Origin of the sequence: Caballeronia glebae, from assembly GCF_001545035.1 — a bacterium.
GTDB lineage: Bacteria > Pseudomonadota > Gammaproteobacteria > Burkholderiales > Burkholderiaceae > Caballeronia > Caballeronia glebae.
This window is the reverse complement of the sequence record NZ_FCOJ02000103.1, coordinates 1-12,215: the sequence shown is the minus strand read 5'-3', so window position 1 is coordinate 12,215 and position 12,215 is coordinate 1. Positions and strand designations below refer to the sequence as shown.

Sequence of the window (12,215 nt, the reverse complement as noted above, 5' to 3'; positions counted from 1 at the left end):
CATCCGATCGGGGCGTCGGGCTGCCGGATTCTCGTCACGCTGCTGCACGAAATGCAAAAGCGCGATGCGAAGAAGGGTCTGGCGTCGCTGTGCATCGGCGGCGGCATGGGTGTCGCGCTGGCGGTGGAACGTCCGTAACGAAAGCAGTACGACGGCGCCGCGCGCGCGTCCCGACGCGTCATCAAATCAATATAAGCGTCGGGCAACATGGTCGCGTCGGCGCCATTCCGAGATTCATTAACCTGAGAGAATTGACGAGGAGTATCAGCATGACTAAGCGAATCGCAGTGGTGACGGGCGGCATGGGCGGTCTGGGCGAAGCGATCAGTATGAAGCTGCACGACGCCGGTTACGCGGTCGTCGTGACGCATTCGCCGGGCAACGCGAAGGTCGGCGAATGGCTCGCGAGCATGGATCGCCAGGGCTACAACTTCCGCGCGTATGGCGTGGACGTCGCCGACTACGATTCGGCCCAACATTGCGTGGCGAAGATCCAGGCCGAAGTCGGCCCGATCGATATCCTCGTGAACAACGCCGGCATCACCCAGGACACGACCTTCAAGAAGATGACCAAGGTGAACTGGGACGCCGTGCTGCGCACCAATCTCGACTCGGTCTTCAACATGACCAAGCCGGTGTGCGAAGAAATGGTGTCGCGCGGCTTTGGCCGCATCATCAATATTTCGTCGGTGAACGGCTCGAAAGGTCAGATCGGCCAGACGAACTACTCGGCGGCGAAAGCGGGCATGCATGGCTTCACGAAGTCGCTCGCGCTCGAAGTCGCGAAGAAGGGCGTGACCGTGAACACGATCTCGCCGGGCTATCTCGCGACCAAGATGGTGACAGCAATTCCGCAGGAGATTCTCGACACGAAGATTCTTCCGCAGATTCCGGCAGGCCGTCTCGGCAAGCCCGAGGAAGTCGCGGCGCTCGTCGCGTTCCTGTGCTCCGACGATGCGGGCTTCGTCACCGGCTCGAACATCGCGATCAATGGCGGCCAGCACATGAGCTGACGCCAGCGAGCGGCGCGCGTTTCATCGCGCGCCGCAACGTGCCCGCATCGATTCAATCTTCATTCGAAACTCTCGTATCACGGCGAACCGTGCCATGAAAAATCTCGGCGCACTCACACTTCTTTATAGCGTCGGTCATCTCGATTCGGCGATCGAACATCTCGAGCAGGTGCTGAGCCTCGAAGGCGCGAATTCGCTCTTCTCCAAGACTTACTGGCGCGGTCGTGTCGTGCAGGCGCTTTCCACGCCCGGACTCGCGCCGTGTCAGCACTCGCGCCTGGAACGACTGCTGGATCGCATCGCTCAAGCCTGAGCGAGAACGTCGGACCGCACACGCGGTCGATCGTGAAAAGGCGCGCGGGAAATGCCCGCGCCGCCGCTTGTTCGCGCCCATCGTGCGGCGCCTTTCCTCTGATCCGTGAAGAAATTCGCGAGTGCTAGTACCATTCGGGCCGCATCTCAAAATTCACGGTTCACCAGCATGTTCTCTTATCTCAGATCGATGTTCTCGACGCCGCGCGCGTCCGGAGCGATCGCACTCGCGTGTCTGCTCGCCGCATGCGGCACGACCAGCGGCGTTACGGCCGGCGCGCAGCCCAACACGTACATCGTCACCGGCAAGGCGACCGGCACGCGCATGTCCTGGGTGACGGCGCGCAACGCGGCGCTGGACGCCGCCTCCGATTACTGCAGGCAGCGCTCGCAGCGCGTCGCGATCCGATCGGAAGCGACCATCGGCGTGCGCTCGCTCGAAGAGCAGACATCGACCGTTTCGTTCAGTTGCGTGCCCGAGAACGCCGCGCGCGGCTGAGCAATTCTTCCGACGACATCACCGCCGCGTACTTCTGCGCCATGTCGAAGAGATTGGCATCGTGCGGCCCGAGCGCGCGATCGCCGACGCAATCGGACAGCACGACGGGACGAAAGCCATACTGCATCGCATCGACGACGCTCGCGCGCACGCAACCGCTCGTCACCGCGCCCGCGACGACGAGCGTGCGCACGCCGCGCATCGTGAGCCACGCAGCGAGCGACGTGCCGAAGAACGCCGACGGCACGTTCTTGCGCACGACGAGTTCGCCGTCTCTCGGCGCGAGTTGCGGCACGATCGCGCTGTCGTGCGCGTGCTCTTTCAGCGTCAACATGCCGGGGACTTTGAGCGAGAATACGTTCGCATCCGAGTCGTCGTCGGCATAGACGATGCGGCTGTGCGCGACTGGCCAGCGCAACTCGCGCGCCGCGCGCAGCAACGGCACGGTGCGCTCGATCGCCTGCGCGATATTGCCGCCGCCGAACACGTCGGGATCGGCGAAACCATTCACGAAATCAACGATCAGGAGTCCGATAGAACCTACGATGTCGAAATCGTTGCCAAACCCTTGCCGCTGATAAACCTCGTCGTTCATGGCGTTTCCTCGATGGTCTTGCCCTCGCGCACGACGTCCACGCCGTCGAGCGAGACCGTGCAGCGGCGCAAGGGAATGTCGATATGGCATGCGGTCGTGCGCTTGCCGCCGCCTTCGTTGTTCGGGCCGAGCGAGAACAGGAAGTTGCCGTCGAACGCGCGCGCGTCCATGCCGAGCGTCGCCTCGCGATCGTAGAGACCGAGCGTCGACCAGTGCGCGCGCTTTTGCAGACCCCAGCCGATATGCGAGATCGCGAAGGCTTCGGGGTCGTCGAAGGAGAGCATGTATTCGCGCAGAAGATCGGCATCGACGCCGCCTTCGATCTTGCGCGCATAGCCGCCTTCTACGGTCAGCACGACCGGCTCCGCGCAGTAGCTTTTCTGCGGCAGAAGAATGTCGCCGCGATCGATCACGATGCGCCCGTTCGCGCCGCCTTCGTTCGGAAAGGTGAGCGCGAAGCCGCTCGGCCAATGATCCCAGCGGCCGGGTTCATCGACGAAACCGTATTCCGCGATCGCCGGAAACTCGCCGAGCGGACAGCGCAGATCGGTGCCCGCCTTCGATGTGACGCGCATCTCGCGCGCGCGCCCGATGCGCTTCGTCGCGGCCAGGACGCGCTTTCTGTCGTCGAGCGTCGGCGTCATGCGCACGAGTACTTCGGGTGGTTCGACGGCGAGCAGGATTTTCGTGCCCGACGCGAGGATCTCGTGCTGCTCGGGCGAAAAGAGCAGCGTCATCAGATCGAGCACGAGATCGCTCGCCTTCAAGGCGGCGATGGCCGCGCGGTTCCCGGTGAGCGGCGTCTCGCCGAGATAGGCGAGGGCGTCGCGGCTCAACGCCTTCTCGCCGTTGACGGGCGGAAGATCGAGACGGTTGACGATCGCGCCCATCGATTGCGTCGCGATCAACGCGCACGCGAGCGTCTGCGGATGCGTCGCCGCGCCGGTGAGGATGGTCACGGTCTGACCCGCTTCGAGCCGCGACAGCGTGAGCACTTCTTTCCACGCTTGAATCAGTTGATAGTCGCTAATTGGCATGATGTGTCGCCTCGAATCTCAGATGAGCGGTGCGCCGAAGAACGAACCGAGCGCGCGATGAAAGGCCGGTTCGTCGTCCCACGGAATCATGTGGCCGGCATTCGGCACGTTCACGACTTCGAGTTGCGGCATCAGATCGCGCATTTCGGCGATGTCTTCGTCGCGGATCACGTCGCCGCGCCCGGCCGACATCAGCAACGCGGGTTGCCTGACGTGCGGCATGTCGGCGTGGACATCGTCGGTGTGAAAGCCTTCGAAGCTCGCGCGAACCGCGCGTTCGTCGCAGGTGTGCAGCCATTGCGCGCGCAGGCGCAGTTGTTCGTCGGTCCAGGTCGGGCAGAACGCGCGCATGCCTTCGACGTCGATGCCTTTGCGAGCGAGCGCGATCGAATCGACGTACCACGCGAGTTGCGCGGGATAGGCGCGCCGGCCGGGACCGGAAACAGGCGGATCGATGAGGGCGAGCCTCGCGATGGACTTCGTTTGCCCCGCGGCGCGCAAGGCGATGCGCGCGCCCATCGAATGACCGAGCACGCTCGCTTGTCCGAGCCCGAGCGCATCGATGAACGCGATGACATCGGCCGCTTGCGCGTCGAGGCTGTAATCGAGCGTCGATGAGGCTTCGGAAAGTCCGCGGCCACGCACGTCGAGCACGTAGGTGTCGAACTGACGGCCGAGCGTCTCGGCGACGAATCCCCACGTGATTGCCGGGCTCGTGATGCCCGGAACGAGCACGATCGCGTCGCGGCGCTCGCGCGGGCCGCCATAGCGGAGATAGTGCTGGCGGATACCGTTGGCGGCGACGTTCGCGCCGTAGAGATAGGTCGAGTTCAAAAAGCCCCCGACAACAACGCGCCCGCGCCCGGCACGATGCGCTTGAGATCGAGCTCACGCAGCATCGCGTAAGTGGTGGCGATAGCCGCGGTCACGACGGGCTTGCCGGTCAACGCCTCGACCATCGGCACGACGGACAAGGACGGCATCTGCACGCAAGCAGAGAGCACGATTGCATCCGCGTCCCGATACTTCATCGATTCCACGATGCCCGGCAGATTGCGCGGATCGTGGCGCGCGACATCGAGGTTGTCGGGAATTTCGAGCGCGCGATAGTCGATGACTTCAAACCCTTCGCTCCGTATGTAATCGACGACCAGCTCCGTGAGCGGCTTCATATAAGGCGCAACCACGACGACGCGCTTCGCCTTCATCACCTTCAGCGCATCGACCAATGCGCCCGCGCTCGTAACAACAGGCGCCGCGCCGCCATTGTTCGCCGTGTGCTGCGCCAAACGCGCCTGCGAAACGCGGTGATAGCCGTGCCCCATCGCCATGATCGCGACGAGACACGCATAGCCGAGCACATCGACGCGCGCATCGGAAAGCTCGACGGCGCAGCGGTCCGATTCCGCATCCATGGCCGCGAGCTCTTCCTTCACGACCTTTTTCATGCGCATACGGCTCGAATGAAACGTGAAGCGCTCCGGTTCGATGGCTTGACGCGCCGTCAGCATCGCCGGGATTTCGGTTTCCATCGTCGTGTTCGAACTCGGGACGATCTGCCCGATGCGATAAACCTTTGCCGACATCTCAGACCTCCACGGAAGCGTTAAACACGGCCGCGCTCGGCGCAAAATCGGTCGCGTTGTATTCATAGACCCAGTTCGCCTGAATGCCCGACGCCTGCGGATTCAGATACGACTTGAACTTGTAGATGAGGTCGCGCTTTCTCTGCGCGAACGCGCTCGGCAAGTGATACGTCCGGCCTCGCTCACGCGATTCGAGCTGCACGCGGCTCGTGCGCGGCAAACGCTCGGCTTCGTAGTCGCGCAATGCGCTCCCGATGTCCTTGCCATGCGACGCGAGCGATTGCGCGAGCACGTAGCCATCTTCGATGGCCATCGCCGCGCCTTGCGAGAGGAACGGCAGCATCGGATGCGCGGCGTCGCCCAGCAGCGTGACGTTGCCGCGCGACCACGCGCGCATCGGATCGCGATCGAACAAGCCCCATTTGAAGACCGACTCCGCGCGCTCGAACAGACGTTGCAGATTCGGATGCCAGCCATCGAACGCGGCGAGCAATTCCTCACGGCTCGATTTCGCGTTCCACGATTCTTCGACCCAGCTTTGCGTCTCCGCGACCGCGACGATGTTCACCGCCGCGCCGCCGCGCACGTAATAGGTGACGACATGCGCATGCGGCCCGAGCCAGAACGACGAATCCGGACTGACGAATTCGGGCGTTTCGTCGAACGGCACGACCGCGCGAAAGCACATGTTGCCGGTGAAGCGCGGCGCTTCTTCGCCGAACAGCTTCGAGCGCACGACGGAGCGCACGCCGTCCGCGCCGACGATCAGGTCGGCTTCGAACTCGCTGCCATCGTCGAACACGGCGACGGCGGCGTTCTTCTCCTGCCGCACGTCGATGCAACTCGTGGACAGACGCGCGGCATCGGCGGGCACGAGCGTCGTCAGAATGCGATGCAAGTCTGCACGATGCACGTGATAGAACGGCGCGCCATAGAGCTTCGGACATTCCAAGGCGAGCGGAATGCGGAAGTTCTCGCGCGCAGTTTCCCAGTTGCGTCCGACGATCGCCTGCGGCACGAAAGCGACGTCGCGCAGCGCATCGCCGATGCCGAGCGCCTGCAGCACCTTCACCGCATTGGGCGTCATCTGGATGCCCGCGCCCACATCTCCGAAAACGCTCGCGCGCTCGAAAAGCCGCACCTCGATGCTGTGCCGCGCGAGCGCGCCAGTCAGGGCGACGCCGCCAATCCCGCCGCCGATCACGCCGACGCGAAGTGTTCTGCTCATGATCTCGTCCTTCCGAAAGATGAAGTCGTATTGATTCAGCGCAGATATTATATGGCCGTATAAATAAATGCAACGACGAACGCGAGGCCCGAGACGGCGTGATAGGCTGCGCGCATCTCGCGGCGACCGCGCGCGAACGACACGGAAGAATCAAGCTTTGATCAAAGCCATTTTGTGGGACATGGACGGCACGCTCGCGCAAAGCGAGTCGCTGCATCTGAAGACGTTGATCGCGGCGCTCGCGCGTCATGGCGTGGAGGCGGGCGAGGAGATGCATCCGCTCGTCTTCGGCAAGACGGGACGTGAAGTGCACGCGCTGTGCCGCGAGCGCTTCGGCTTGACGGTGGATTTCGCCGAGTGGTCGATGTACCGCGCGCGGGCCTATCTGGACGACGCGCCCACGCTCGTGCCGCGTCCCGGCGCGCTGGAGGTGTATCGCGCCGCGAAGGCGGCGGGCATCACGCAGGCGATCGTGTCGAATGCATCGCGCATGCTGCTCGAAGCGAATTTGCGCGCGCTCGGCATCGAAGAGCCTGCGCTCGTGACCATCAGCGTGAACGATGTGCGCAACGGCAAGCCGAGCCCCGAGCCCTACGAGCGCGCCGCGTGGCTCTTGCGTCTCGCGCCGGAGGAAGTGATCGCGGTGGAAGACAGCCCGACCGGCGCGCGCGCCGCCATCGCGGCGCATATGCGCGTTCTGGCATGGCCTTTCGACGACGAGGGCGCCGCGCTTTTTCCGCCAGAAGCGCAGGTCGTGCGCTCGCCGCGCGCGCTGGCGCAGGCGCTCGGTCTCGATCTGACGACGCTGTCCGAGCGCGCATAATCGGCCTGCCTTACGCGGTATCGCGCCGCGTAACGGAATCGCCGGGAACGATCTTGTGGATGTTCGACGCATGCACCCATTCGCGCGCCTGGCGCTCGACCAGATCCGTGAAAGCGGGCGGCCCGCTGCAATAGATCTGCGTGCATGCGTGCGTCGGACTCATGGTGAAAGCACTTTTCTGCGCGAACAGATCGTCGGTCAGGTCGAGATGATGGTAGACCTTGCCGTGATCGCGCAGCGCGTCGAATTCATCGCGGAAAGCGGCGCGGTCGGTCGATTGCGCGAAGTGGTGCACTTCGAATTTCCGTCCCGCCGATGCAAGCCGCTTCGCGATTCCCACGATCGACGCAGCGCCGGGTCCGCCGCAATAAAGAATGGATCGCACGCGCTCGTTGAGTGCGATTGGCGGACTCTGCGGAATGCCGACGAATGTCTCGTCGCATTCGATGACCGGCATCAGGTTGTCGCGCATAGCTTCTCCAAAAGGACCTTCATCCTTCGCGGGCGAAAGACTCGGCAGTGTATGGATGGTATGGGATGGCCAACCCGGCGATGATCCCAAGGGCAGGCTCGCAATCAGAGTAGGGCGGACCGCAGCCGCCGACAAGGCGCCACGCCGGAATACCAGTCATACGGTCGAGCCGATAAGCACGCGACGCCTCTGATCAGACGAAAACTGCCTGTTTTCAGGCCTGAAACGCAACGAGCGACCGCAATGGGTCGCTCGTGAAGGGAGAAGCGTGCGTCAGCGGGGTGACGAGACCCCGCGCCACTTACATCGGATGGCTGGCCACGAAGTTCTTGTACGACCAGTACGCAGCCTTCGTCGTCTGACCGTCGGACTTCATCAGGCCGAAGTTGCCTTCGGCGTCGTCGTAGAGTTCGAACGCCTGGATCGACTGGATGTTGTACTTCGATGCAACGCTCTGGTACTGCGCCATCATCGTGCTGCCGACCATGTAATTCGCGATCTGCTGATCCGAGCCGTAGTTCGGACGCACGCCGAATTCGCTGAGCCACACCGGCTTGCCGAACGAATGGAGAACGCCCAGCATGTCGTAGCAACCCGTGCCGCCGCATGCATGCGTCATGTCGCCCTGATTCGAATACCAGTGCCACGCGGTGATGTCCCAGTTCACGGTCGGGTGGCCGCGGGTGCCGTCGGGCTGCGAGCCGTCCATCAGCATCTGGAAGAACGCATAGTGCAGCCACGTGCCGTTCACGACGATCTTCGCCGCGTTGTCCTGCGACTTCACGCCGGCGATCAGACCGCGAATCACGCCGCGCGCGAGCACGAACGGCTGGTTCTTGTAGTGCGTCCAGCTCGTGCCGTCGACGTTGCCGTTGAGCGCTTGCGCTTCGAGTTCGTTGCCGACTTCGTAGTACTTGTATTTGTAGGTGCTCGCGACTTGCTGGCCGAGCGTGTAGCCCGCGTTGTAAGCGTCCTGCTCCGAGTTGTAGCCCGTGCCGAGCAAGATCACGGGGTAGACGGTCACGCCGCTGCCCGCCATTGTTTGCGCCATCTTCGCGACAACCTTGGCCGAGTTCAGGCTGTACACGTCGTTACGATAAATCGTCGCGCCGATGTCTTTCAGTTGCGCGAGCTGCGTCGCCACGGGCGTCGCGTCGTACGCGCCGCCGTTGGTGTTGCGGCCGTTCGCGCCGTAGAAGATGGACGTGCTGGTCGCCGCCTTCGCGGTCGATTCGGGCGCGGTCGCGCTCTTGGCGGTCGCGTCGTCGAGTGCGGTGTCGCCGCCGCCGCCGCAAGCGGCGAGCAACACGCTCATGAGAGCCGCCGTTGCGATCGCCGCGGCCTTGCGCGCCGAGAAAAGGTTGAGGCTACGAAGAGAAGTCTGGTTTAGGTTCGTCATTGCGATTGGCAGTGCTAATTGTATTTACGTAAGGCTCTTAAAACCCGGAACGCTGCCGGACCTCGTCAATGATTAACGATGCCACTCTCGAACGTGGCTATCGCCTGTTTCCGTGTTGTCGTCGAGATGACACTAATTAGTCATCCGAACGACATGCTCAGAACAAGCTTGTTTGCTCGACGCCGATGTGCGGGCGCAGAGGAACAAACCGAACGGCACGGATTCACTGATAGGTCCAGTGCGCAATACGGCAGGCGCTCTGGATGGCGGAGTCGAGCAAACGATTGCGTTTGCTCTCTTGGGCCTCACGAAATGACAAACGGCTCAATTCGAAGGCGGAGTCGTCGGATAGGCAACGTTTGCGCGTTTGCGGTCAAAAGTTCCGTTAAATTCGGAGACTTTGCCCTACATCGGCAACCGTTGCCGAAACCTGATCAACGGCAGCAAGGTTATCGTCTTATGAGATGAATGTAAATCCCTGTTGCAGTAAAAAAATCTTTCGTCGCGCGGTCGCGCCAGAAAAAATTACTTCACAGGAATCAGGTTGATGGTCCGTCGGTTTCCCCGACAGCGGGCACCGCCTTTGCAATCAAGCGGTACAGGCTTTCCAGGCTCTCGCCCTCGAAGGTCGCTTCGCGGAAAGGGTCGGAGCGGTTATCGAGCGCGGCGTCGATGCGCGCCCAGTCGAGCTCCGAAAGATAGCGCTCGGTGGCGGGCAGAATCACCGTCTCTTCGACGCGCCTGTGGTTCGCGCAAAACTCGACGTATTCCTCCATGATCGTGCGCAGACCGAACAGCGCGGACTCGCCCTTTAATTCGAAGCGCGTGAGCGCGTGTTCCAGATCGCGCAGGCGCACTTCGCCCGTCATGTGTTCGCGATGCAATGCGTCAAGCACGCTGTCGAACGCATCGGTGCGGTTTCGCAGCGCCGCGAAGAGCAGTCGATCTTCCATCGGATGATGAAACTGCTCGGGATATTCGCGGATGTAGTAGAGCATCGCACGCAACACGATGGGGTCGGGCGCCGCGCCACCTCGGCCGAGCATGTGGACGAATTCGAGCATCGCCGCCGTGACCGCGGCGAGGCGCTTGTGATCGAGCCGGATGACGTGTATCGCGGCGCGTTCTGTTGTATCGTTCATGGCGGCTCCCGATAATAGGTTCGTATCCGCGCGCGTATGGCGCGAAAGGGCTGCCGTCATTTTTTCACCGCGCCCGTTTGCACGATTGACCTGTATCAACGGCATGGCACGCGCCGGCCGAGACAATGAGCACACGCCGCTGGCGCCGTGACTCTTATCCAGAACGCTGCTGTCTTCCTTGAAGGAGATCGACGTGCGAGCTGCCGACATCATGACGACAAAGATCGTTTCCGCCAGTCCCGACATGTCCGTGCGCCAGGCCGCCGGGACGATGGTATTCGCCGGCATCAGCGGAATGCCGGTGATCGACGAGGACGGAACCTTGCTCGGCATCGTCACGGAGGGCGATCTGATGCACCGCGCGGAGATCGGGACCGGCGTCAAACAGCGTGCGTGGTGGCTCGAACTGGTTGCATCGACGCGCGAACTGGCGAGCCAGTATGTCAAGGAGCACGCGAGGAAGGTCAGGGATGTGATGACCACCGACGTCGCGACGGTGAGCGAAACATGCCCGGTCGCCGACATCGCCGAGCTGCTCGAACGCAAGCGCATCAAGCGCGTGCCCGTGATGCGCGACGGCAAAGTGGTCGGCGTCGTGAGCCGCGCCAATCTCATTCGCGCGCTCGTGACAATGGCGCCCGAGTTGCCCGTCGATGTCGATATCAGCGATCACTCGATCCGCGAGGCGGTCATCGCCGCGATGTCGGGCCATCCCTGGGCGCTCACACGCGAGAACGTCATCGTCGAGAACGGGACGGTGCATCTCTGGACGTCGGTCACGAACGAAGACGAAGCGAAGGCCGTTCGCGTCGCGGCCGAGAATGCGCCGGGGGTCAAGGAAGTTGTGACGCACGTCGGACCGCCGCAGATCGTTCCGCCGCAGGGCTAGCAGCGCGCGTTTAATCGCTGCGTCGGTCAGATGAAGCTCGCGCCGCCGTTGACGGGAATCGTCTGTCCGGTGATGAACGCATTGCCGATGATCATCATCACGACGTCCGCGACTTCGCTCGCTTCTCCCAGCCGGCCGACGGGCAGCCGCTGCGCCACGTTCGATGCCTTGAGCGGGCCGGCCATCTCGGTGTCGATCGGTCCGGGCGCGACCGCGTTGACCGTGATGCCATCGCGCGCGAGCCGGGCGGCGTAGCCGCGCGTCAGACCTTCGAGGCCCGCCTTCGATGCGTTGTAGTGAATGCCCACCAGACCCGGCCCGCGCGCCGCCGCCGACGACAGATTGACGATGCGGCCCCAGCGCCGCGCGCGCATGCCGGGCAGCACGGCATGCGTGCAGAGAAACGCCGACTTCAGATTGACGGCTAGCGTGTGGTCGAAATCGGCTTCGGTGAGATCGTCGATATCGATCATCGTCGCGGTGCCCGCGTTGTTCACCAGAATGTCGATGTGGCCGAGACGTTGCTCGATGTCGTCGATCATCGCGGTGACGTCGTCGCCTATCGATACGTCGGCGCGCACCGCGATCGCACGATTGCCGATGCGCTCGATTTCCGCGACGACATTGGCGGCCTCGTTCTCGCGCTGCCGATAGTTGACCGCCACCGATGCGCCGGATGCCGCGAGACCGAGCGAAATCGCGCGACCGATGCCGCGCGAGCCGCCGGTCACGAGCGCGACGCGGCCGTTCAGGTCGAGGGTATGAGCGGACATGGCGGGGTCCTTCGTCGCGAGTGGGAAGGACCTAGTTTGCGCGCGTCGCGATGATTCCGCTGATTGCGATTCGATCGATGATCGTCTCTCGGCGATGTGTGCGCCGCGGGTGAGTGCGTTAAAAGAAAAAACCGATGCCGTGTTAAGGGCATCGGTTCTTCCTTGCGCCGTGCTGCGGGATTAACGGCCGCCGTGGCCGCCGCCACCACCGTTGCCGCCACCGCCACCGCCGTGGCCACCGCCATTGCCACCACCGCCGTGGCCGCCGCCGCCGTTGCCATTGCCATTGCCATTGCCATTGCCATTGCCATTGCCACCGCCGTTGCCGCCACCGCCGTGACCGCCGCCATTGCCACCACCGCCGTGGCCGCCGCCGTTGCCATTGCCATTGCCGCCACCGCCACCACCACCGCCGTTGCCACCACCGCCGTGACCGCCGCCGCCGTT

15 protein-coding genes and 1 pseudogene are annotated in these 12,215 nt (G+C 63.2%); 7 read left to right on the top strand and 9 right to left on the bottom strand.

Annotated features, from left to right (window positions below):
• The 4 genes and pseudogenes from AWB82_RS35125 to AWB82_RS35110 form a co-directional block, all read left to right on the top strand.
• Positions 1–138, top strand: a pseudogene (locus AWB82_RS35125) (acetyl-CoA C-acetyltransferase); the annotation flags it as partial.
• A 131-nt stretch (positions 139–269) separates the two neighbouring features.
• Positions 270–1,013, top strand: a complete 744-nt coding sequence (gene phbB, locus AWB82_RS35120) for an acetoacetyl-CoA reductase (protein ID WP_086973866.1) — start codon at positions 270–272, stop codon at positions 1,011–1,013.
• A 94-nt stretch (positions 1,014–1,107) separates the two neighbouring features.
• The gene (locus tag AWB82_RS35115; RefSeq protein WP_086973865.1) at positions 1,108–1,326 is read left to right on the top strand and encodes a hypothetical protein; all 219 of its coding nucleotides are present in this window, start codon (positions 1,108–1,110) and stop codon (positions 1,324–1,326) included.
• Positions 1,327–1,494: 168 nt separating this feature from the next.
• Positions 1,495–1,824, top strand: a complete 330-nt coding sequence (locus AWB82_RS35110; protein ID WP_086973864.1) for a hypothetical protein — start codon at positions 1,495–1,497, stop codon at positions 1,822–1,824.
• On the opposite strand, the gene AWB82_RS35105 is transcribed toward AWB82_RS35110, so the two are convergent.
• From AWB82_RS35105 to AWB82_RS35085, 5 genes are read right to left on the bottom strand one after another with little or no spacing between them, the layout of a single operon-like run.
• On the bottom strand, positions 1,790–2,419 hold the full coding sequence (locus AWB82_RS35105; RefSeq protein ID WP_086973863.1) for an N-carbamoylsarcosine amidohydrolase: 630 nt from the start codon (positions 2,417–2,419) through the stop codon (positions 1,790–1,792). The genes AWB82_RS35110 and AWB82_RS35105 overlap by 35 nt on opposite strands.
• Complete coding sequence (locus AWB82_RS35100; protein ID WP_086973862.1) at positions 2,416–3,456, bottom strand: M29 family metallopeptidase; 1,041 nt, start codon at positions 3,454–3,456, stop codon at positions 2,416–2,418. Before AWB82_RS35100 ends, AWB82_RS35105 begins: the two co-directional genes overlap by 4 nt.
• Before the next feature lie 18 nt (positions 3,457–3,474).
• Positions 3,475–4,290, bottom strand: coding sequence for an alpha/beta fold hydrolase (locus AWB82_RS35095; RefSeq protein WP_086973861.1), 816 nt, complete (start codon positions 4,288–4,290; stop codon positions 3,475–3,477).
• Positions 4,287–5,042, bottom strand: coding sequence for a maleate cis-trans isomerase family protein (locus AWB82_RS35090; protein ID WP_086973860.1), 756 nt, complete (start codon positions 5,040–5,042; stop codon positions 4,287–4,289). The genes AWB82_RS35095 and AWB82_RS35090 overlap by 4 nt, the downstream gene beginning before the upstream one ends.
• 1 nt (position 5,043) lies before the next feature.
• Positions 5,044–6,270 carry an FAD-dependent monooxygenase gene (locus tag AWB82_RS35085; protein WP_086973859.1) on the bottom strand — a complete coding sequence of 409 codons (1,227 nt, stop codon included), beginning with the start codon at positions 6,268–6,270 and terminating at the stop codon, positions 5,044–5,046.
• A gap of 157 nt (positions 6,271–6,427) precedes the next feature.
• Between AWB82_RS35085 and AWB82_RS35080 the strand changes: the two genes are divergently transcribed.
• Positions 6,428–7,093, top strand: coding sequence for an HAD family hydrolase (locus tag AWB82_RS35080; protein WP_086973858.1), 666 nt, complete (start codon positions 6,428–6,430; stop codon positions 7,091–7,093).
• 10 nt (positions 7,094–7,103) lie between these two features.
• On the opposite strand, the gene AWB82_RS35075 is transcribed toward AWB82_RS35080, so the two are convergent.
• The 3 genes from AWB82_RS35075 to AWB82_RS35065 form a co-directional block, all read right to left on the bottom strand.
• A complete protein-coding gene (locus AWB82_RS35075; protein WP_235023574.1) occupies positions 7,104–7,565 on the bottom strand; it encodes a ferredoxin reductase domain-containing protein in 462 nt (153 codons plus the stop codon).
• Positions 7,566–7,866: 301 nt separating this feature from the next.
• The gene (locus AWB82_RS35070; RefSeq protein WP_086973857.1) at positions 7,867–8,964 is read right to left on the bottom strand and encodes a glycosyl hydrolase; all 1,098 of its coding nucleotides are present in this window, start codon (positions 8,962–8,964) and stop codon (positions 7,867–7,869) included.
• Positions 8,965–9,503: 539 nt separating this feature from the next.
• On the bottom strand, positions 9,504–10,106 hold the full coding sequence (locus AWB82_RS35065) for a hemerythrin domain-containing protein (RefSeq protein ID WP_086973856.1): 603 nt from the start codon (positions 10,104–10,106) through the stop codon (positions 9,504–9,506).
• Between the two features lie 193 nt (positions 10,107–10,299).
• Here AWB82_RS35065 and AWB82_RS35060 point away from each other — a divergent pair, with 193 nt between their 5' ends.
• Positions 10,300–10,995, top strand: a complete 696-nt coding sequence (locus tag AWB82_RS35060) for a CBS domain-containing protein (protein WP_086973867.1) — start codon at positions 10,300–10,302, stop codon at positions 10,993–10,995.
• Between the two features lie 26 nt (positions 10,996–11,021).
• Here AWB82_RS35060 and AWB82_RS35055 read toward each other — a convergent pair whose 3' ends face one another.
• Entirely contained in the window at positions 11,022–11,768 is a 747-nt protein-coding gene (locus AWB82_RS35055; RefSeq protein ID WP_086973855.1) for an SDR family NAD(P)-dependent oxidoreductase, read from the bottom strand.
• A gap of 192 nt (positions 11,769–11,960) precedes the next feature.
• Here AWB82_RS35055 and AWB82_RS38145 point away from each other — a divergent pair.
• Positions 11,961–12,215: hypothetical protein (locus AWB82_RS38145; RefSeq protein WP_200818275.1), on the top strand; the 255-nt coding region annotated here is incomplete at its 3' end.